Here is a 20963-nt window from a genome sequence, read left to right as displayed (position 1 = left end):
CGGACATCGGTGTTGCACGACACCATGACCTCCCGACCCGCACCCGCCGAGGACTACGAACCGGATCCGCGGCGGTGGACCGCCCTGACGGTCTGCCTCGCGGTCGGCTTCATGACCCTGCTCGACGTGTCGATCGTGAACGTGGCGCTCCCGTCGATCGAGAAGGGGATCGGTGCGTCCTCGGCCGACCTGTCGTGGGTGGTGTCGGGGTACGCGCTCGCGTTCGGCCTGTTCCTGGTGCCGGCCGGTCGCATCGGCGACGCGCGTGGCCGCAAGACCACCTTCATCGTAGGACTGATCCTGTTCGTGGTCGCCTCGGCGGCGTGCGGGTTGGCGACCGGCCCGCTCACCCTGGTGATCGCCCGCCTCGTCCAGGGCCTCGCCGGCGGCATCCTCAGCCCGCAGGTGTCGGGTCTGATCCAGCAGCTGTTCCGCGGCGCTGAGCGCGCCAAGGCGTTCGGTCTGTTCGCCGCGACCATCGGGATCTCAACCGCCGTCGGTCCGCTGCTGGGCGGGGTGCTCATCGAACTCGGCGGTGTCGAGCACGGATGGCGCTACGTGTTCATGGTGAACGTGCCCATCGGCGCCGTCGCACTCGTCGCCGCGGTCAAGCTGTTGCCCTCGCGTGACGCCGAGTCCCTGCAGCCGCTGCGCGCGTCGTCGTTCGATCCGGTCGGCGTCGTGCTCCTCGGCCTCGGTGTGCTCGCGGTGATGCTGCCGCTGGTGCAGGAGCAGCAGTGGCAGGGGTCGGCGAAGTGGTTGCTGTTCATCCCGGCCGCACTGCTGTTGGCGGCGTTCGTGCTGTGGGAGCGGCGCCAGGGCACACGCGGGCACCAGCAGCTCGTCGATCTCTCGCTGTTCTCGATGCGCTCCTACACCCTCGGATGCGTCATCGGCACCGTCTACTTCGCCGGGTTCACCACGATCTTCTTCGTCTACACGCTGTATGTGCAACAGGGCCTGGGCTATTCGGCCCTGCAGGCCGGTCTCGCGGTGACGCCGTTCGCCATCGGGTCGGCGGTGTCGGCGCGCGTAGGAGGTGCGATCGTCGGTCGATTCGGTCGCAGCCTCGTCGCCGTCGGGCTGGCGATGGTGCTCGTCGGCATGATCGGCGCGGTCGTCGCGTCGGTGATCGTCCCAGGGTCCGGTGTCGGCTGGGCGGCCGCGGTGCCGCTGCTGATCGCTGGCGTCGGTTCGGGTTTCGTGATCTCGCCGAACGTCACCCTCACCCTTGACGACGTGCCGGTGAAGCAGGCAGGCATCGCCGGGGGCGTGCTGCAGACCGGTCAGCGCATCGGGTCGGCCGCCGGTATCGCCCTCGTCGGTGCGGTGTTCTTCGCCCAGATCGCCGACTCACGCGGCGATTTCGCGCCGGCCTTCCAGCTCGGCCTGTCGGTGGCCGCCGCGCTCGTCGGCGTCGGGTTGCTCATCGCCGTCGTCGACGCCGTGACCGCGCGCCGCGCCGAGACCGCGGATCAGGTGCCCGCCTGAGGTTCTCCGTCAGGCCCCGCACTCGGGCGACGAGACGCCGGGAAGACACCAGATCAGTGGTCGCGGACCGGAGTTCGTGACGTTCAGGACGCGATTGCCGGTTTCGCCGGTGTCGAAGTGGGCGAGCCACCGCAGTCCGGGATACAGGTAGCCCTCGAGACCTTTGCCGTAGGACTTCGTGAGCGTTCGATAGGTGATGGCGATACCCGAGTCGACGGGCTGCCAGGTGATGGCCCAGTCCTCGACGTCGGCCGCGTTCGCTCCCTGCACGGTGTCGCCGGTGCCGTCGGCATTGAGGGTCATGAGGCTCTCGTGGCGCCCGTATTTGCCGGCGTAGGAAGAACTGGATGTCCCGCCGCCCGCGACGGTGGTGACCGGAGCGGGTTGTTCGGTGCTCGTCACCGTCTCGGTGACCACCGGCGTCGGCACGGTGGTGGACGGGGCCGACGGTGTGACCGTGCGGGTCACGGTGACCGCGGATGTCGCGGTGGTGGCGCTGTCGTCGGATGATCCGCATCCCGCGAGAGCGACGACCGCGAGGCCGACGATGACGGGTGCGATGGCGCGAGAGTTCACGGTGCCTCCGGGGGCGTGACGGTGGTGGAACGATCCTGTACCGACTGTGTCGTACACCACGACATCTCCGTTACCGTGACGTACGAACGGCCGTAACGCCTGCCGCCACCTGCGCGACTACCCGGTACGGCCCGTTACCCGCGACAGTGAGGCGACCCGATGATGACCACCGGCCCGGACGATCGGACCCGTGCCCGCGACGTCGATCGCGTCTCGCACCTCGCGATCCTCGACGATGCCCTCGCAGACGGGCAGATCGACTTCATCGAGTACCGCCGACGCGTCGCTCTTGCCGAGTCGGCCACCACCCTCGGGGAGCTCGCGGCCCTGGCCGCGGATCTGCAACGAGTGGACCGGGTCCCCGACGCGGCCGTGACGCAGTCGTGGTGGCGACGCCGTCGCGTGCTCATCGGGTCCGGTGTCGTCGCCGTGGTCGCGGCCGTCGTCGTCGGGGTGGTGGTCGTGGTGCCCGGCGATGACTCGCCGTCGCCGGCCGCGGCGATCGCCGCTGATCCGATGCTCGCGGGCGGCATGTTCACCGCCGACGGTATCCGCGGGGTGGTGAAGGCGACACGAGATCGCTTCCACACCACCACCGTCGAGGGCATCCATCTCTACGGCAGCCGCGCCGTACTCAACGTGTTCGATCCCGCATCACCCAACGGCAGCACGCAGTACGACTACTCCCCGGGTGGCGAGTTCTACTCGCCGGATTTCTACGGCGGCCTGGCGGTGAGCAATTCGAGCGCTCCGGTCGATCTCGCCCGCATCGACGTCGACAAGGTGGTGTCGCTCATAGCCTCGGCGCCTGCGCGTCTGCGGCTCACCCCCGCGAACTCCGCGCGCGAGCAGTTCCGCGTCACCGTGGGCGGCGACGACGGCGGTGAGATCTGGATGGGCGTCAACGACATCGGGATCGACTCGCATCTCGTGACGCATCTCGACGGCACCATCAAGGGTGTCGCGGTCTGCGGTTGGGGTTGCTGACCGCTCGCGCTCACCCCCACGTTCCCGCTCGCCCTGGTCGCCCGTCCGCCGCCCCGCGCACCTGACCGAAGCGGCTACGGTCGAAACATGACGACGCTGAGCCGCGGTGCCAATGCCCCACTCAGCGATCGCCGCTTCAGGGCGACGGTGTCGGGACCGTCGGCGGGGACGTGCGACCTCATGGTGTTCCAGGTGACCGAGGCCGGCCGTGTCCGCTCCGACGACGACTTCGTGTTCTTCAACAACCCGGTGGCGCCGGGCGGTGCGGTACGACTCGCGGGAACCGACGCCGTCGAGGTGGATCTCACCGCTGTGCCGACCGACGTGCACACACTGCGACTGGCCGTGGTTCTCGACGACTCGGCGCCCGGCACGCTGGCCGACGTACGCGGACTGTCGGTCGCGATCGGAGCCCTCGACCTGCCCGCCGAGGGCCTGACCACCGAACGCGCGGCCGTCCTCACCGAGATCTACCGGCGCGGCGACGCGTGGAAGGTCCGCAACGTCTCCGCCGGCTGGGACGCCGGCTTCACGGCCCTGGTCACCGAGCACGGCGTCAGCGTCGACGACGCGCCCGCCGCCACCGCGCCACCGGTGGCCCCGCCTCCTGCAAGCCCGCCTCCCGCGACACCGCCGGTGAACCTGGGCAAGATCACGCTGACGAAGTCGGCACCGACCATCTCGTTGGCGAAGGTGCGCGACAAACCGAGCGGCACCATGCGCATCAACCTGAACTGGAGTCGCGGCGCGGCCAAGGGCGGGCTCTTCCGCAAACAGACCGGCGTCGATCTCGACCTCGGATGCCTCTACGAACTCGCCGACGGCAGCAAGAGCGTGGTGCAGGCGCTCGGCAACTCCTTCGGCAGCCTGAACGGACCGCCCTGGATCCTGCTCGACGGCGACGACCGCAGTGGCACCGTGTCCGGCGGCGAGAACCTCCTCATCGACCTGTCCCGCCTCGCCGAGTTCCGTCGGATCCTCGTGTTCGCGTTCATCTACGAGGGCACGCCGAACTGGTCGGCCGCCGACGGCGTGGTCACGCTGTTCCCGCCGGGAGGCGCTGAGGTCGAGGTCCGCCTCGACAGCGCCGACAACACCGCCATGACCTGTGCCATCGCGATGCTCGAGGTCCGCGACGGCGAGCTGAGCATCACCCGCGAGGTCCGCTACATCAACGGTGGCCAGCGCAAGCTCGACGAGGCTTACGGGTGGGGCATGAAGTGGGCACGCGGATCGAAATGATCCGATCGCCGGCGGGCTGATCGAGGTGCGGTGGGCGTGGTTGCACGAACAGGGCCAGATCCGCATACTTGAGCGGAACAGACTCAAGTGAAAAGGCGTTGAGGTCAATGACGGGCCACAGAAGCCCGACAGACTTACAAACTTGCACCAACCTCACTCAAGAAAGGTGAGCCCATGACCAACCCCAACTCCGGCGGGTTCAACCCCACCACCAAGACCCAGGCCGCGCTGTCGGCCGCGGTGCAGGCGGCCACCGCCGCCGGCAACCCCGATGTCCGACCGGCCCATGTGCTGGTCGAACTCCTCGACCAGCCCGACGGCATCGCCGCGCCGCTGCTGCGCGCGGTCGGCGTGGATCCCGCGTCGGTGAAGGCCCAGGCCGCGAACCTGGTGTCGCGGATGCCGACGGCATCGGGCAGCAGTTCCGCGCCGCAACTCACCCGCGAGACGATCGCGGCCATCACCGCCGCGCAACAGCTCGCCGGTGAGCTCAGCGACGAGTACGTCTCGACCGAGCACCTCGTGGTCGGTCTCGCGACCGGCGACGGTGACGTCGCGAAGCTCCTCGCCGATGTCGGCGCCACCCCGCAGGCCCTGCGTGACGCGTTCGTCGCCGTGCGCGGCAATGCCCGCGTCACCTCACCCGACCCCGAGTCGACCTACCAGGCGCTGGAGAAGTACTCCACCGATCTCACCGCGCAGGCCCGCGCGGGCAAGCTCGATCCGGTCATCGGCCGCGACACCGAGATCCGCCGCGTGGTGCAGGTGCTCAGCCGTCGTACCAAGAACAACCCGGTGCTCATCGGCGAGCCCGGCGTCGGCAAGACCGCCATCGTCGAGGGCCTCGCCCAGCGCATCATCGCCGGCGACGTGCCGGAGAGCCTCCGCGACAAGACCGTCGTCAGCCTCGACATGTCCTCGATGGTCGCCGGCGCGAAGTACCGCGGCGAGTTCGAGGAACGACTGAAGGCCGTCCTGGAGGAGATCAAAGGGTCTGCCGGACAGGTCATCACGTTCATCGACGAGTTGCACACCATCGTGGGTGCCGGCGCGACCGGCGATTCGGCGATGGACGCGGGCAACATGATCAAGCCGATGCTCGCCCGCGGCGAGCTGCGGCTGGTCGGTGCGACAACGCTGGAGGAGTACCGCAAGTACATCGAGAAGGATGCCGCCCTCGAGCGCCGGTTCCAGCAGGTCTACGTCGGTGAGCCCTCGGTCGAGGACGCCGTCGGGATCCTGCGTGGACTCAAGGAGCGGTACGAGGTGCACCACGGTGTCCGCATCACCGACTCGGCCCTGGTGGCCGCGGCGTCGCTCAGCGACCGCTACATCACGTCGCGGTTCCTGCCCGACAAGGCGATCGACCTCGTCGACGAGGCCGCATCGCGTCTGCGCATGGAGATCGACTCGCGTCCGGTCGAGATCGACGAGGTCGAACGCATCGTGCGCCGTCTCGAGGTCGAGGAGGTCGCACTGTCGAACGAGACCGACGATGCGTCGAAGCAGCGGCTCGAGAAGCTGCGTCGCGAACTGGCCGATCAGCGCGAGAAGCTCAACGAACTCTCGGCGCGGTGGCAGGGCGAGAAGCAGGCCATCGACGGTGTCCGTGATCTGAAGGAGAAGCTCGAGGCGCTGCGTGGTGAGTCCGATCGCGCCGAACGCGACGGTGATCTCGGCCGGGCCGCCGAACTGCGTTACGGCCAGATCCCGGCCCTGGAGAAGGAACTCGCGGTCGCTGCCGAGAAGAGCACCCCGGCAGGGGAATCGGTGATGCTCAAGGAGGAGGTGGGCCCCGACGACGTCGCCGAGGTCGTCTCGGCGTGGACCGGCATCCCCGCCGGCCGCATGCTCGAGGGTGAGGTCGCCAAGCTCCTGCGGATGGAGGACGAGATCGGTGCGCGCGTCGTCGGTCAGCGCAAGGCCGTCGAGGCCGTGTCCGACGCGGTCCGACGTTCGCGTGCCGGTGTCGCCGACCCGAACCGTCCGATGGGTTCGTTCATGTTCCTCGGACCGACGGGTGTCGGCAAGACCGAGCTCGCGAAGGCGTTGGCGGAGTTCATGTTCGACGACGAACACGCCATGGTGCGTATCGACATGAGCGAGTACGGCGAGAAGCACAGCGTCGCACGGCTCGTCGGTGCCCCTCCGGGCTACGTGGGCTACGAGTCGGGTGGCCAGCTCACCGAGGCGGTGCGCCGCCGTCCCTACACGGTGGTGCTCTTCGACGAGATCGAGAAGGCCCACCCCGACGTGTTCGACATCCTGCTGCAGGTGCTCGACGAGGGTCGCCTCACCGACGGCCAGGGGCGGACGGTGGACTTCCGCAACACGATCCTGATCCTGACCTCGAACCTCGGTGCCGGTGGCAGCGAGGAGCAGGTGATGGCGGCGGTGCGCTCGGCGTTCAAGCCGGAGTTCATCAACCGGCTCGACGACGTGCTCATCTTCGACGGGCTCGACCCCGACGAGCTGACATCGATCGTCGACATCCAGATCGGTCAGCTCAAGACCAGGCTGGCGCAGCGACGCCTCGACCTCGAGGTGTCGGACAACGCCAAGAAGTGGCTCGCCGCACGAGGATTCGATCCGCTCTACGGTGCTCGGCCCCTGCGACGGCTGGTGCAGAAGTCGATCGGCGACTCGCTCGCCCGCGGCCTGTTGGCCGGCGACATCCACGACGGCGACGTCGTGCCGGTGAACGTCTCCGCCGACGGTGAGAGTCTGGTTCTGGGCTAGCTGCTGTGTCGGGCGTTGGCCGCCTGCACGTCCGGGACGTGGGTCTCTGCCCACTCCCGGACGGCGGCCAACGGCTCGAGCAGCGAGCGGCCCAGGTCGGTGAGCGCGTACTCCACGTGGGGTGGTTGACCACCGAGATCGGTGCGCTCGAGGAGCCCGTCGTGGTGCAGCGCCCGCAGGGTCTCGGTGAGGACCTTCGGGGTGATGCCCTGGATGTGGGCCTTGAGCTCGGTGAAACGCATCGGGCCGTCTGCCAGTGCGGTGACCACGAAGACCGTCCACCGCGCCCCGATGCGGTGCAGCACCACGCGGCTCGGACAGGTCGGCGCCATCACGGTGTAGGCCTTCGACATGGTGTCCCTCCTGGTGGGAGTCGGTTTCGTTGTAGATACCGGTATCAAATCCATACCGTTGCTCGTGCAAGTCTACGACGACATCGACAGGGGACACCCATGAGCGACAACCTGACCGGAGCGACCGTCCTGGTGGTCGGCGGTGCGAAGAATCTCGGACTCGCGATCGCCACGCGCGCAGCCGAACTCGGGGCACACGTGGTGATCGGTGCCCGAGACGGTGACGCTGCGGAGAAGGCGGCCGCCTCCCTGCCTGGCGCCCGTGGCATCGCGATCGACGTCACCGACGAGGCGACCATCGCCTCGGCGGCCGCCGACCTCGGCGCGCTCGACCACATCGTGTCGTTGGCCGCGGCGCACCATAACGTGGCCGTCGCCGATCTCGACCACGACCGCACGGTGACCGCCTTCGAGGCGAAGGTGATCGGTCCGCTGTTGCTGGCCAAGCATTTCGCGCCGTCGATGCCTGCGTCGGGCTCGATCGTCCTGTTCTCCGGGGTCGCGGCGTGGAAGCCGTCGCCCGGCAAGGCGATCATGGGCATCACCAACGGCGCGGTGTCGTTCACCGCGAGCCACCTGGCGAAGGAGCTGGCACCCATCCGGGTCAACGCCGTCTCGCCGGGCATCATCGATTCCGGCACCTGGGACGGTATGCCCGACTCCGACCGCGCCGCACTCTTCGACGGCGTCGCGGGCAGCATCCCGGCCGGCCGCGTCGGCGCGACGGCCGACATCGTCGATGCGGCAACATGGTTGTTGACCGCCGGATTCGTCAGCGGCGAGACCATCCACGTCGAGGGAGGCGCACGCAGCGCATGACCAACAACACCTACGCAGTCGCCGACAAGGTCGTCGTCGTCACCGGCGCCGGAACCGGTATCGGGCGCGCCATCGCTCGCGCGTTCCTGTCCAACGGCGCGAAGGTCGTGGCCGCCGGCCGCCGACGCGAACCCCTCGACGAGGCCGTCGCTGACGCCGGCGATGACCGCGCCCTCGTCGTCACCGCCGACGTGGCACAGCGGGCCGACGTCGACGCGCTCGTCGCGGCGACCCTCGACAGGTTCGGCCGCATCGACATCGTGGTGAGCAACGCCGGCGTCCACGATGGCGGTGGCGACATCACCGAGATGTCCGACGACAGCTGGGCGCTGTTGCGCGGGGTCAACATCGACGGCTTCGTGCACGTCGCACAGGCGACGCTGCCCGAACTGGTCAAGACCGGCGGCAACCTCGTGGCGGTGTCGTCGGTGTCCGGGATCGCCGGCGACTGGGGACAGGCGGCCTACAACGCGACCAAACACGCGGTCAACGGGTTCGTGGAATCCCTGGCCCTCGACTACGGCGGCCGCGGCGTGCGGATCAACGCGGTCGGTCCGGCCTTCACCCTCACCGAGATGACCGAGGGCATGGGCCGCGATGAGAAGGCGTTGGCGCCGTTCGTGAACCGCATCGCGCTGGGCCGCCCCGGCGAGCCCGACGACGTCGCACCCGCGGTGCTGTTCCTGGCCTCCGACGACGCCCGCTACATCACCGGCACCATGCTCACCGTCGACGGCGGAACCAGCGCCTCGACCGGTCAGCCGCACGTCGAGTAGCCCATCTGCCGAAAACTGCCCCGAGGCAGACGTCCGAGGGGAATGTTCCCTCGCACGTCGCTCTCGGGGCAGTTCTCAGCAGTGCGGGTGGCCGCGGCGTCAGCCGACGAGAAGGGGATCCGGTGACTCGTCGGCCAGATCCTCCTTGCGCATCCGAATCGTGAACAGCGCGACCACCAGGGCGACGGCCATGAATCCCGCTCCGGAGTAGAAGGCGACGTCGTAGCTGAAGATGTCCGCCTCCTTCAGGCCCGCCGGGGTGTCGGTGTTCGGCCGTCCGGCGAACACCTGCGCCACGATCGTGCTCAACAGCGCCAGGCCGATCGAGCCACCGATCTGCTGGGTGGTGTTGACCAACGCGCTGGCCACGCCCGAGTCGTCGGCGTCGACACGGTGCAGTGCGACGGTCTGCATCGAGACGAACACCAGTCCCATGCCCGCGGCGATGAGGATCATCGCCGGGAGCACGTCCACCAACCACGTCGAGTCCACGTCCAGCTGGGCCAGATACAGCAGGCCCGCTGTGGCCAGTCCCGATCCACCCACCAGCAGTGCACGCGGACCGAACCTCGGCAGCAGCGAACTGGCCACGCCCGCACCGATCACGATGAAGATCGGGAACGGCAGGAAGAGGACGCCGGTGCGCAAGGGGGTCTCGCCGAGGGTCTTCTGGAAGTAGTAGCTCAGGAACAGGAACATCGCGAACATGGGGATGGGCACGATGAACGAGATGAGGAACGCGCCACCGCGGTTGATCTCACCCGGGATACGCAACGGCAGCAGCGGGTTCGACACCCGCATCTCGATGGCGATGAACACCGCGAGGAGCACCACGCCGGCGATCAGCAGCGACACCGTCGACGCTGCGCCCCAACCGGATTCGGCAGCCTTGGTGAAGCCGTAGACCAGGCTGACCAATGCGGCGGTCACGGTGACCGCGCCGGGCAGGTCGTACCCACCGGTGCGAGCGCTGGGCTTGTCCTTGACGACGAGGAACAGTCCGCCGATGGCGGCGACGAGTGCGATGGGTGTGTTGATGAGCAACGTCCACCGCCACGAGAAGAACTCGGTCAGGGCGCCGCCGGCGATGAGGCCGATCGCAGCACCGCCGCCGGAGACCCCGGCGTACACGGCGAGTGCGCGCGCTCGTTCCTTCTGCTCGACGAACGTGACCGTGATCAGCGACAGGGCGGCCGGTGCGAGCATCGCGGCGAAGACACCCTGCAGGGCACGGCCGGCGAAGAACGAGGCGCCGTTCCACGCGAAACCCGCTGCGGCAGAAGACAAAGCGAAGCCGGCGAGGCCGATGAGGAACATCTTGCGGCGCCCGAGGTAGTCGGCCATCCGGCCACCGAGCAGCAGCAGCCCGCCGAACAGCAGCGTGTAGGCCGTCAGCGCCCACTGGCGGTTGGCGTCGGAGATCTCGAGATCGGTCTGCGCGAAGGGGAGAGCGATGGTGATGATCGTCGCGTCGAGCACGACCATCAGCTGGGCCAGGGCGATGACGCCGAGGGCCCACCACTTGCGGTTGCTGGTCGACGTGCCGGCCTGCGTCGTGTCGACGAGGTCGGTGCGGTCGAGTTCTGTGTTGTCGACTTCTGGGGGACTGGTGATTGCCACGATTCCTCGAATCTGGAGAGGGTGTGCCGGGCGGCGCTCGGCAATAGTGGCAGAGCCAGACACTTGGCGTCAAGCGACAGAAGGCGCCGTGTGACATTTGGCAGTTTGCGGCGCTTGTCGCGAGCGGACGGGTACGATGGGGCTCGTGACAGTGGTGGAGACCGAGAATCCGCAGGCCAGAGCCGGTCTGCGTGAGCGCAAGAAGGTACAGACGCGGGCTCGGTTGATCGATGTCGCGCTCGAACTGTGCGATTCGCAGGGATTCGACGCGACCACGGTCGAGCAGATCGCCGACGCCGCCGACATCTCACCGCGCACGTTCAACCGCTATTTCGCGACCAAAGAGGACGTCATCCTCGCCCCCATCGACGACATGGTCGCCGCGGTCGCGGCAGCGATGGACGCTCAGCCGCGCACCGGCAACGAGTTCCAGGCCCTGCTCGACGCGCACCTGTCGGTGATGTGCGGCGGGTGTCCGGACATCTCCAGTGTCGACCTCAACCGCTTCGAGGTGATGAACCGCATCGCGCAGTCGTCGCCGTCGGTGAGTGGCCGCAGCGCCGAGATGGGTGAGATCAAGTTCCGCCGCCTGAGCGAGAAGATCGCCGAGCGCACCGGCGCGAGCACCGACGACATGCAGGTCCGCGTCATCGCGACCGTGTGGTTGTCGCTGATGCACCTCGCCATGGACAAGTTGTGCGGTGCGGGTTCGCAGGTGGGCAGCCAGGCCGCGCGCGCCGAGGCGCTGCAGTCGACCTACGACGCGTTCCGCGTTGCGGTCAAGGACATCTGAGTCTCAGTAGGCCACACGAAACCGGCCGATCAGGGTGATCGCGTTGCCGTCGGGATCGCTGATGTTCGACAGCTGAACGCCTTTCGTCACGGTCTGGACCTCGCCGGCATGGATTCCTCGATCGGCCAGCTCGGCGATGTGGGTGTCGATGTCGTCGACGGCAAGGTTGAGCAGGCTCGATCCGGCGCGGTCCACGTCGACGAACACCTGCACCCACGCGTGGTCGACGACCTGCCACTCGACCAGGCTCGGCATGGGGTTGTTGTCGGCGTGTCGGCCGAATAGCTTCTCGTACCAGCTGTTCGCGGCCGCGAGGTCGGTCACGCGCACGACGGCGAGCAGATGCTCGATGGACATGGGTCTGCCTTTCGCTGGGGAACGGGTACCCATGTATCGACTCGCCGGGCTACCGGAACTCATCGGTCAAAGGCCTTCTTGACCCGAAGTAAGGTTGAGGTCCTACCGTCTCGACCATGGACATCGACAACGACCGAACCCTCCGCCCGACGCTCGACAGCGGCGAACACCGCGACGCGATCGCAGACCTCATCGACCACCTCCAGCGTGGTCACGACACCGGGGACGCCGACACCTACGACGCTGTGTTCGCCGGCGACGTCCTCTGGGGCTCGCCGAAAGGCCGGGTTCTGCAGGGTTTCGCGAGCCTCAACGCCATCCATCACACCCAGCTGACAAGGACGCCGGCATCTCCGGCTTCGGTCTTCGAACTCGCGCAGGCGTCGGTACCCACCGACGACGTCGTGATCGCGCAGATCCACAGGCGTGCCATCAACGGCGCCTTCTCGGAGATGGCGATGTACGTGCTCGTCCGCCGTGACGGCATGTGGTGGCTCGCCGCCGGTCAGAACACCCCGATCACCGACGTGCTGCCGGCTTTCGACTGAAATCTGCCCCCAGTCGACGGTCCGAGGGACCATTCCCCTCGGGCATCGGTCTCGGAGCAGTTTTCGGCCGAAGTCGGCGCCCACCACCTCGTTCGTGAGGTAATCGGAGGTATGAGATCCAGACTCCTCGGCCTCGGCGCCGCCGTTCTCGTCGCGCTCTCCCTGGCGGCGCCGACCGCGGCGGCCGCTCCCGCGACACCCTCGACCACGCGCGCGCCGAGCGACTTCGTCGCGCTGAGCGACGTCGATCCGACCATCCTGCAGGAGATCCGGTACTTCACGCCGCACAACTTCACCGGTGATCCGGTCGACGGCTACCGCGCGCCGATGTGCATCCTCACCCGCGAGGCCGCCGAGGGACTGCACCGAGCGCAGCTGCAATTCCTCCTGCAGGGTTACTCGCTGAAGGTCTACGACTGCTACCGCCCGCAGCGCGCGGTGAACGACTTCGTCGCGTGGGCGAAGCGTCTCGACGATCAACGGATGAAGGCGGACTTCTACACCGGCGTCGACAAGTCGAACCTGTTCCGCGACGGCTACATCGCCGAGCAATCCGGCCACAGTCGCGGCAGCACCATGGACCTCACCCTCGTCCGCCTGCCGGCCCGGCCCACCCCGCCGTACGTCCGCGGACAGCGGCTCGTCGACTGCACGGCGCCACAGGCGAAACGATTCGGAGACAACTCGATCGACATGGGCACCGGCTTCGACTGCTTCAACACCCTCGCGTGGCCACTCGACTCCCGCGTCCAGGGGCAGCAGCTGCGCAACCGCGTCCTGCTCCTCAACGGACTGGTGCAGCAGGGATTCGCCCCGTATCCCTACGAGTGGTGGCACTTCACCTACAAACCCGAACGGTTCCCGAAAACCTACTTCGACTTCCCCGTCGCACGGTCGTCGCTGCGGAGGTAGACGTCAGCTGAAGTCGGAGCTGGCGACCTCGCGCTCGCCGCCGGTGATCGCCGCGATCACGCGGTCGGCGACGGTGTCGGGGCTCAAGCCCTCGGGCATCTTCGGCGGATCGCCCGCGATGGCGCGGTCGGCGAGGCCGGTCTCGGTGTGCGGCGGCCGGACGTCGACGACGCGGATCTTGTTGCGCCGCGCCTCTTTTGCCGCGGCGACATAGAGGGTGGAGGCGGCCGCCTTCACCGCCGAGTAGGTCGCCATCCCGCCGACGGGCTGCTCGGCGAGGACGGCGCTGATCCCGACGATGACACCGCCCTCCTCGATCTCGCCGAGCGCGGCACGCAGGAGGCGCAGGGGGCCGAGGAAATCGATGAGCACGAGATCGTCGACGGTGTCGTCGTCGATGTCGGCGACGGGACCGAAGGCGGCCACACCCGCCGCGTTCACGACGCCGTCGATGCGACCGTGTTTCGCCTTCGCCTCGGCGATCACGGTGCGCGCGGCATCGGGTTCGCGCAGATCGGCCGCCACCACGTGGGCGCCGTCGATGCCGAGCCCGTCGAGCGTCTCGGTCGACCGGCCGCTGATCGTCAACGTCGCACCCTGCTCGGCCAGCGACCGCGCGATCCGCGAACCGAGGGCTCCACTGGCACCGACGACGACGTACACCTTGCCCGAGATATCAGTCATCTCTCCATAGTGCCCCGTCGTGCGGCGGCCGAAACCCGTGATGGGCTTCGACGCCCGCTGACCAGCAGGACCACACCGGTCACGAGGTCCCACCCGATGATCGTGTAGACGCTGCCGCGTTCGATGGCGCCCTCGATCCCGGTGTCGGCCCCGCTCACCGCGAGCAGCGCGACGAAGCATCCGATGCCGATCACACCCGCCGCGCGGCTCGCCACGCAGTGGACCGCGGGGGCATCCCACGTCCGCAACAGCCCACCGGCGACGATGATCGCCGCGTTGCCGCCCACGATCGCGAGGAACGCGCCGACTCCGTGCAGGGGACTCGTCCCCGAGTGGAACACGCCGACGAGAACGTTGCCGACACCGTTCGTCACCGCGAGCCCCGCGAAAGCCACACGCGCGCGCCGCGTTCCGCTCAGACCGCGGGCTGCGACGACACCGGCGACCGCGAACAGGGCACCGTGCACGATGAACGCACCGACGTTCATCGTCGTCGCCCGCGGGGAGTCGCCGGGGATGCCGAGTGCGCTGATGTAGTCCCGCGTCAGGCTGAAGCCGGGATACGCGGCCACCGCGAGCACCTCGGACACGACGTAGACCACCCCGCCGACAAGCCACAGACATGCCGCGACGCGGACCGGATCGCCCCCGGTCCGTGGTCGAGGCCTCACCGGTGGTCGGCGGCGGCGCGGAACAGCCAGGCGATCAGGAGCGCACCGGGATCGACCACGCCGCGCGCCCGGTCGCCCACGTAGCTCGCGCGCCCCCGTGACGCGACCAGGTCCCGCGTCGACTCGGCACCGGCCTCGGCCGCGGCGGCGACATCGTCGAGCGACGCCCCGGAGGCCAGGGCATCGGACGCGGGCGCCAGCGCGTCGACCAGGGTGTTGTCGCCCACGCGTGCACCCCCGAGGTCGGTGATCTCGCGCAGGGCGTTCGCCACGCCGTTCGCCAGGACATCGGCACCGCCAAAATCCGAAGCGGCGGTCGCCAGTTCGGCGAACAGGGTGCCGAACACCGCTCCCGAGGTGCCACCGGAACGCACCAGGAACGACGTGCTCAATGCCCGAGCGACCGATGCCTCCGAGCCGCGCAACGGCAGATCCAGATGATCCAGCGCCGCAGCCATGTTCGCGCCGAAATCGCCGTCACCGGCGCGGCGGTCGAGGTCGGTGAGTTCGTCGATCGAGCCCTGCACACGTTCGACGAACGCACTGAGCCAACCGCATTCGGGCCCGTCGTCGGCGGCGTCGTCGGGTTCGGCGAACGCCACATCGACCGGATGCGCCGACGTCGTGGCGGTGCGCGCGGGCCATCCCGGGGCGTCGGTGGGGGCGTCGAACAGCTCGACGACCTCGTCGTCGCAGCGCACCACGGTGAGCGAGAAGCCGGCCATGTCGAGCGCGGTCACCAGCGTCGCGACGAGGCTGCGCCGCACCTCGAGACCACGCGCGGTCAGCTGTCGCACCACCTGGTCGAACACCACGCCGAGTTCGAGCGGATGGGTCGATCCCAACCCGTTGACGAACACGATCAGCGGCTCACCGTCGTCGGGTGCCAACGCGTCGAGGATGCGCCCCAGCATGCCGGAGACCAGCTCGTCGACGGGCTGCTGCGGGATCCGGTCGACCCCGCTCTCGCCGTGGATCCCGACCCCGTACTCCATCTCGTCGGGAGCGAGGTCGAAACTCGTACGGTCGGCGCCCGGGACGGTGCACGGCGCGAACGCCACCGAGAAGCTGCGGGCACCCGCCGCGACGCGGCGACCCAGATCGGCGACCGCGGAGAGACTGTCGCCGCGCGCAGCGGCTGCGCCACAGACCTTCTCGACGATCACCGTGGCACCGGTACCGCGGCGACCGGGACCGTCGTGATCGGAGTCGGTGGCGACATCGTCGTCGATGAGGACGTGATCGGTCTCGACGTCACCGTCGACGAGTCGGCGGGCGACACGGAAGTTCATGGCGTCGCCGGTGTAGTTCTTCACGATGTGCAGCACACCGTCGCCACGATCGACATGCCGTGTCGCCGCGGCGACCTGCAGTGCGTTCGGGGAGGTGAACACCAGTCCGGGACAGGCGGCGTCGAGCATGCCGGCGCCGACCAGTCCCGAGTGCATCGGCTCGTGACCCGATCCGCCGCCCGACACCAGCGCCACCCCGCCGCCCTCGCGATCGGTCCGGTACAGGAAGCCTGGGTCGGGTTCCCATGCGATGTGGTCATGCGCGGCAACGAAGCCGGCGAGGGCGTCGGTGAGGAACCGTCGGGGGTCGCCGCTGACGTAGCGGTGTACCGGCCGCGCGTCGGGGTCAGCCACGGGTCGACCCCGACACGAGATCCTTCGGGGCGTCGGAGCGGCGGTGATGCCACACACCGATCGCGACGATGACGACCGCCGAGATCACCGAGAAGAAGATCGGCTCACGCTGGTTGTCGTCGAAGACCATCAGCACCAGCACCGCCACGATGAAGACCATCGCCACGACGGTCAGATACGGGAAGAGCCACATGCGCACCGGCGGGAGGTCACCCGCGGCGCGCATCTGCCGGCCGAGCACGAACTGGCTGGCCGCGATCGCGAGGTAGACGAACAGCGCCACCGCGCCGCTCGTGGCGAGCAGGTATCCGAAGATCTTGTCGGGCAACACATAGTTGCCGATGACGGCGAGGAAACCCACCACCATCGACGCCAGCACCGCCACCCACGGCACACCGTTGTGGGTGAGGCGACGGACCACCGACGGCGCCTCGTTGCGCTCGCCCAACGAGAACAGCATCCGCGAGGCGGTGTAGAGCGCCGAGTTCAGGCAGGACGCGACGGCGGTCAGCACCACGATGTCCATGATGCGCGCCGAACCGGGAATGCCGATGGCCTGCAACACCGTCTGATACGAGCCGTCGTCGAGGCGGTCGTAGGGGACCAGCGCGACGACGACGAAGATCGAGCCGATGTAGAACAGGAAGATCCGCCAGATCACGGAGTTGACCGCGCGGCTGATCCCCTTGCGTGGATCGGGGGACTCGGCGGCGGCGATGGTCACGATCTCGGTGCCCATGAACGAGAACATCGTGGTGAGCATGGCCGCGACGATCGCGGAGTAGCCGTTGGCGAAGAACCCGTCGGGCTGCCACAGGTTGCTCACCCCGCTCACGTCGGAGCCCGGGAAGATGCCGAGGATCGCGACGAGGCCGATCGCGATGAACGCCACGATGGCAACGACTTTGATCAGCGCGAACCAGAACTCGAACTCGCCGTAGTTGCCCACGCTGACCAGGTTCGTGGCGGTGAGCAGCAGTGTGACGGCCAGCGCCCACACCCACTGCTCGCTGCCGATCAGTCGGCTGAGCACGTCGGCCGCGGCCGTGGCCTCCACCGGGATCACCAACACCCAGAACCACCAGTAGAGCCATCCGACCGAGAAGCCGGCCCAACGACCCAGCGCACGTTGGGAATACACCGAGAACGAACCGGTGTCGGGGTTGGCGGTCGCCATCTCGCCCAGCATCCGCATCACCAGGACCACGAGCGTGCCGGCGAGGCCGTAGGAGATGAGAACGGCGGGGCCGGCCTCTTTGATCGCCGTCGCCGACCCGACGAACAGTCCCGCGCCGATCACGCCCGCGATGGAGATCATCGTGATGTGACGCGGCTTGAGGTTCGCGCCGAGAGAGGCGGGCTGTGTGGGGGTGGTGGTCACAAAGGCCCTTCGTGTGAGGTCGAGCGCGTCGCGGCAGGCGGTGTGGCTACCGTGAGATGGTTCCCACTCATGCTGGCACGAGGAGTTGCAGATGGCGCACCGATTCGACGCGACCGCGCGAGCACGTGCGCGCACGGCCTACGAGACGCTCGAACCGATGCACGTGCTGTGCTACTTCAACCCGGGGCTCGGCGCCGCCCAGGCCGACACCGGACTCGACGCCTACGCCTTCTACGTGGGTGCCCGCGGGGCGCCGCTCGGCGAGTGTGTGCCGTCGGTGGTCTCGGCGGCGTTCTACAACTTCAGCGAGGACATCGTGCACCCCGGCTGGGAGGCGGCGAAGGCGGTCGGACTCGACGACGTGGCGCGACGCCGCGACGCGATGCTGGCCGAGTCGCTCGCACACGTCTACGGCGACGCCGCCGACCCCGCGACACTGACCGCACTCGCCGACCGCTTCTATGCGATCGCCGCCCGCGCACCGATGGCCGGTCGCACGTTGGCCTCGGCGTGGGCGCACGTCCCGCGCCCCGACGACCCGGCCGTCGCGCTGTGGCACGCCGTCGCGATCCTGCGTGAATGGCGCGGCGACGGCCACATCGCCGCACTGGTGGGCGCGACCCTCGACCGGCTCGAGGCCGTCGTGTTCCACGAGGCCCGACACCCCGACCCGGCGATCCGCAAACGCGGACTCGGGCGTCGGATGTCGCAGCTGACGCGCGGCTGGTCCGACGAGCAGTGGGACACCGCCGCCGACGGCCTCGTGGACCGCGGACTGCTGTCGCGCTCGACCGACGACGCCGGCAAGGTGACCGACACCCTCACCGACGCCGGCGCCGCGCTCTACGCCGAGATCGAGGAGATCACCGACGACTCCGCGGCCGCAGCATGGGCCGATGTCGACGACTTCGACGACCTCATGGCCTCGGCGCGACCGTTCGTGAAGGCGGTCATCGATGCCGGGGTCCTCCCGGGCACGAAGAAGAAGTGACCGCTGGCCTCAGCGGGTGAAGGCGACCTGCACCTCGGTCACCCAGTCGGCAGGGTCGTCCGACATCTCGAGGTAGATCTCGCGGCCCTCGCCGGTGAGGTGCAGTCCCTGATCGGTGACCCAGCGGTTGAGCTGCTGGTAGGCGGAGTCGACGGTGTCCATCGAGCCGGTGTGGATGATCGACGCGTACTCACCGCCGGGGAGGTCGATGGTCGCCAGGCCGGCGATGTCGACGTCGCCGACGGGGAACGTGGCGTGCACCCGGACCGCCTCCTCTCCGGCGGTCGGCTCGGGTCGGTAGTAGGCGACGCTGGGCCCGGTCGGCGTCGCGCCTGCCGCGGTCAACGCCTCGATGATCCGCGGGTACATCGGCTGGATCACCGGCCCGACGGCCTCGCTCGTCGCGCTCTCGGCGACGGCGGTCAGCCCCACGTGGCGGACCGGTGTGACGACGGTGGTGGTGATGTGTGCGGTGGTCATTGCGTTCTCGCTCTCGATGATGCGGATCCGCGCCGCCACACGCGCCAGGCGGTGTTCCTCGGCCGCGATCGAGGCGGCGATCTCGGCCTGCCGCGTGCGCAGCAGGGTCCGCAGATCGTCACCGGTCAGCTCGTCGTCGACGATGCGTCCGACGGCCTCGAGGGTGAACCCGAGGTCCTTCAGCGCGACGATCCGGTTGAGCCGACGCAGTTGATCGAGGTCGTAGTACCGGTACGAGGTGTGTGGGTCGACGTGTGCGGGCGTGAGCAGCCCGATCGCGTCGTAGTGCCGCAACATCCGCACCGACACCCGGGCGAGTGAGGCGAGGTCTCCGATGGTGATCATGACGCTGTCCACGCTGAGCCCTCACACGGTGTGAGGGTCAAGCCCCCTCGGACACCGGATCCTGGATCCGGGCGAAGGGCCGGTCCGCCTCGAGTTCCCACGCGAGCTCGAGCAGCGTCCGTTCGTCGCCGTGGTCGGCCGAGATCTGCACGCCCAACGGCATTCCCGCGGCGGTGCGGCCCAGCGGCAACGAGATCGCCGGCCCGCCGGCGGCATTGTTCAGTGGGGTGAAGGCGACGTAGGCGATCAAACGCGGGAAGAGGACGTCGAAACCGTTGGCGGGGGAGAGGTATCCGAGTTCGGGTGTCGTGTGCGCGACCACCGGCGACACCATCGCGTCCAGATCGGCGAAGCTGGTGTGGTACTTCGCCTCAGCGGCTCGCAAACGCCACAGCGCGGTCGGTGTACGCCAGGCGTTGCGCAGGAACTGGCTCGACAGTCCGCGGGTGAGCGACTCGGTGCGGTCGCCGTCGAAATCGGGACTCATCACCCGCGACCCGAACTTCTGCACGCCGAACGCCAGCAGCCCCCACAGGTGGATGAAGTCGTCCTTGAACCGCGTGAGATCGCGTTCGGGCAGCGGCAGTCCGATCTCGCGGACGTCGTGGCCGAGATCGGCAAGGCGCCGGGCGGTCTCGGTGACGGCGGCGCTGGTGGCCGCGTCGACCGGGAACTCGCTCAGCGAGCGGTTCACGACACCGATGCGCAGTCGTTTCGGCGACGGACCCTCCACGAGGCCGATCGGCCGCAGCGACGGCGCGGGTCGGTACCGCTCGATCTGTGCGGCGAAGTGCGCGGTGTCGCGTACCGACCGTGTCAGTGCGCCGTTCGACACGAGGTTGACCGGCAGATCCTTCGCGTGGGCGTCGGGGAGTTCGCGCCCCCGCGTCATCTTCAGGCCGACGAGTCCGCACGCCGCGGCGGGGATGCGGATGGAGCCGCCGCCGTCGTTGGCGTGCGCGATCGGCACCACCCCGGCGGCGACCAGCGCGGCCGATCCGCCCGACGACGCACCGGCCGAGAACGTGGTGTCCCACGGGTTGCGGGTGGGTGGCAGATCCTCGTACTCGGTGCTTGCGTTGAACCCGAACTCGGGCATCGTCGACTTGCCGAGGCTGATGAGACCGGTCGAGAGGTATTGGTCGGTGACGGCGGCGTTGCGCTTCGCGGGAGTGGCGTTCACGGCCAGCGATCCCTGGTTCGACGCGAGTCCGGCGACGTCGGTGTTGTCCTTGATCACCGTCGGGACGCCGGCGAACACCCCGGTGCCCGGACTGCGCGCGAAGGCCGTCGCACGGTCGTAGTCGGGTGTCTGCATGGCGTTGAGGTGCGGATTGACGGCCTCGGCGCGTGCGATGGCGGCGGCCACGGCCTCGGCGGACGAGATCTCACCTGAGGCGATGGCGGCGGCCACCCCGGTGGCGTCGAGGTCTCCGAGGGCGTCGTCGGTGAAGGCGTGGCGGCGGTGCGATCCACTCATCGCTCGAATATAGAGGCGCTGTCGCCGAGCCCCCGTGAGCACCGCGGGCGTCCACGACGTAGATTGTTGACA

20 protein-coding genes are annotated in these 20963 nt (G+C 68.6%); 10 read left to right on the top strand and 10 right to left on the bottom strand.

Annotated elements, in window-relative coordinates:
* The first annotated feature begins 24 nt into the window (after positions 1-24).
* A complete protein-coding gene (locus tag ASG12_RS20325; protein WP_055793571.1) occupies positions 25-1491 on the top strand; it encodes an MFS transporter in 1467 nt (488 codons plus the stop codon).
* A gap of 9 nt (positions 1492-1500) precedes the next feature.
* Here the strand turns inward: ASG12_RS20325 and ASG12_RS20320 are convergent, their stop codons facing one another.
* Positions 1501-2127, bottom strand: coding sequence for a hypothetical protein (locus ASG12_RS20320; RefSeq protein WP_055793569.1), 627 nt, complete (start codon positions 2125-2127; stop codon positions 1501-1503).
* Positions 2128-2226: 99 nt separating this feature from the next.
* On the opposite strand from ASG12_RS20320, the gene ASG12_RS20315 reads away from it, so the two are divergent.
* From ASG12_RS20315 to clpB, 3 genes are all read left to right on the top strand, one after another.
* The gene (locus tag ASG12_RS20315; protein WP_055793567.1) at positions 2227-3054 is read left to right on the top strand and encodes a DUF1707 SHOCT-like domain-containing protein; all 828 of its coding nucleotides are present in this window, start codon (positions 2227-2229) and stop codon (positions 3052-3054) included.
* A gap of 87 nt (positions 3055-3141) precedes the next feature.
* Positions 3142-4296 carry a TerD family protein gene (locus ASG12_RS22310; protein WP_055793565.1) on the top strand — a complete coding sequence of 385 codons (1155 nt, stop codon included), beginning with the start codon at positions 3142-3144 and terminating at the stop codon, positions 4294-4296.
* 174 nt (positions 4297-4470) lie between these two features.
* Positions 4471-7035, top strand: a complete 2565-nt coding sequence (clpB, locus tag ASG12_RS20305; RefSeq protein WP_055793563.1) for an ATP-dependent chaperone ClpB — start codon at positions 4471-4473, stop codon at positions 7033-7035.
* Here clpB and ASG12_RS20300 read toward each other — a convergent pair.
* The gene (locus ASG12_RS20300) at positions 7032-7388 is read right to left on the bottom strand and encodes a winged helix-turn-helix transcriptional regulator (RefSeq protein ID WP_055793561.1); all 357 of its coding nucleotides are present in this window, start codon (positions 7386-7388) and stop codon (positions 7032-7034) included. The genes clpB and ASG12_RS20300 overlap by 4 nt on opposite strands.
* Positions 7389-7487: 99 nt before the next feature.
* Here ASG12_RS20300 and ASG12_RS20295 point away from each other — a divergent pair, with 99 nt between their 5' ends.
* Positions 7488-8207 carry an SDR family oxidoreductase gene (locus tag ASG12_RS20295; protein ID WP_055793558.1) on the top strand — a complete coding sequence of 240 codons (720 nt, stop codon included), beginning with the start codon at positions 7488-7490 and terminating at the stop codon, positions 8205-8207.
* The gene (locus ASG12_RS20290) at positions 8204-8983 is read left to right on the top strand and encodes an SDR family NAD(P)-dependent oxidoreductase (protein WP_055793556.1); all 780 of its coding nucleotides are present in this window, start codon (positions 8204-8206) and stop codon (positions 8981-8983) included. Before ASG12_RS20295 ends, ASG12_RS20290 begins: the two co-directional genes overlap by 4 nt.
* 99 nt (positions 8984-9082) lie before the next feature.
* Here the strand turns inward: ASG12_RS20290 and ASG12_RS20285 are convergent, their stop codons facing one another.
* Positions 9083-10603 carry an MFS transporter gene (locus ASG12_RS20285; RefSeq protein ID WP_235457686.1) on the bottom strand — a complete coding sequence of 507 codons (1521 nt, stop codon included), beginning with the start codon at positions 10601-10603 and terminating at the stop codon, positions 9083-9085.
* A 145-nt stretch (positions 10604-10748) separates the two neighbouring features.
* Between ASG12_RS20285 and ASG12_RS20280 the strand changes: the two genes are divergently transcribed.
* On the top strand, positions 10749-11396 hold the full coding sequence (locus tag ASG12_RS20280; protein ID WP_235457684.1) for a TetR/AcrR family transcriptional regulator: 648 nt from the start codon (positions 10749-10751) through the stop codon (positions 11394-11396).
* Between the two features lie 3 nt (positions 11397-11399).
* Here ASG12_RS20280 and ASG12_RS20275 read toward each other — a convergent pair whose 3' ends face one another.
* A complete protein-coding gene (locus tag ASG12_RS20275) occupies positions 11400-11753 on the bottom strand; it encodes a VOC family protein (protein WP_055793553.1) in 354 nt (117 codons plus the stop codon).
* A gap of 116 nt (positions 11754-11869) precedes the next feature.
* On the opposite strand from ASG12_RS20275, the gene ASG12_RS20270 reads away from it, so the two are divergent.
* Complete coding sequence (locus ASG12_RS20270) at positions 11870-12301, top strand: SgcJ/EcaC family oxidoreductase (protein WP_055793551.1); 432 nt, start codon at positions 11870-11872, stop codon at positions 12299-12301.
* A gap of 111 nt (positions 12302-12412) precedes the next feature.
* The gene (locus ASG12_RS20265) at positions 12413-13213 is read left to right on the top strand and encodes a M15 family metallopeptidase (RefSeq protein ID WP_055793548.1); all 801 of its coding nucleotides are present in this window, start codon (positions 12413-12415) and stop codon (positions 13211-13213) included.
* 3 nt (positions 13214-13216) lie between these two features.
* Here the strand turns inward: ASG12_RS20265 and ASG12_RS20260 are convergent, their stop codons facing one another.
* From ASG12_RS20260 to ASG12_RS20245, 4 genes are all read right to left on the bottom strand, one after another.
* Positions 13217-13897, bottom strand: coding sequence for an SDR family NAD(P)-dependent oxidoreductase (locus ASG12_RS20260; protein WP_055793546.1), 681 nt, complete (start codon positions 13895-13897; stop codon positions 13217-13219).
* The gene (locus ASG12_RS20255) at positions 13894-14499 is read right to left on the bottom strand and encodes a DUF998 domain-containing protein (protein WP_055793544.1); all 606 of its coding nucleotides are present in this window, start codon (positions 14497-14499) and stop codon (positions 13894-13896) included. Before ASG12_RS20255 ends, ASG12_RS20260 begins: the two co-directional genes overlap by 4 nt.
* A 65-nt stretch (positions 14500-14564) precedes the next feature.
* Positions 14565-16214, bottom strand: coding sequence for a dihydroxyacetone kinase family protein (locus ASG12_RS20250; RefSeq protein ID WP_055793542.1), 1650 nt, complete (start codon positions 16212-16214; stop codon positions 14565-14567).
* Positions 16207-17532, bottom strand: a complete 1326-nt coding sequence (locus ASG12_RS20245) for an amino acid permease (RefSeq protein ID WP_200932853.1) — start codon at positions 17530-17532, stop codon at positions 16207-16209. The genes ASG12_RS20250 and ASG12_RS20245 overlap by 8 nt, the downstream gene beginning before the upstream one ends.
* Positions 17533-17686: 154 nt before the next feature.
* Between ASG12_RS20245 and ASG12_RS20240 the strand changes: the two genes are divergently transcribed.
* Positions 17687-18586 carry an SCO6745 family protein gene (locus tag ASG12_RS20240; RefSeq protein ID WP_055793537.1) on the top strand — a complete coding sequence of 300 codons (900 nt, stop codon included), beginning with the start codon at positions 17687-17689 and terminating at the stop codon, positions 18584-18586.
* 9 nt (positions 18587-18595) lie between these two features.
* On the opposite strand, the gene ASG12_RS20235 is transcribed toward ASG12_RS20240, so the two are convergent.
* Entirely contained in the window at positions 18596-19411 is an 816-nt protein-coding gene (locus ASG12_RS20235) for a MerR family transcriptional regulator (protein WP_055793947.1), read from the bottom strand.
* 37 nt (positions 19412-19448) lie between these two features.
* The gene (locus ASG12_RS20230) at positions 19449-20891 is read right to left on the bottom strand and encodes an amidase (protein ID WP_055793534.1); all 1443 of its coding nucleotides are present in this window, start codon (positions 20889-20891) and stop codon (positions 19449-19451) included.
* Between the last annotated feature and the right edge of the window lie 72 nt (positions 20892-20963).

This window comes from Williamsia sp. Leaf354, assembly GCF_001424365.1.
GTDB lineage: Bacteria > Actinomycetota > Actinomycetes > Mycobacteriales > Mycobacteriaceae > Williamsia_A.
This window is presented reverse-complemented; position numbering and strand designations above follow the sequence as displayed.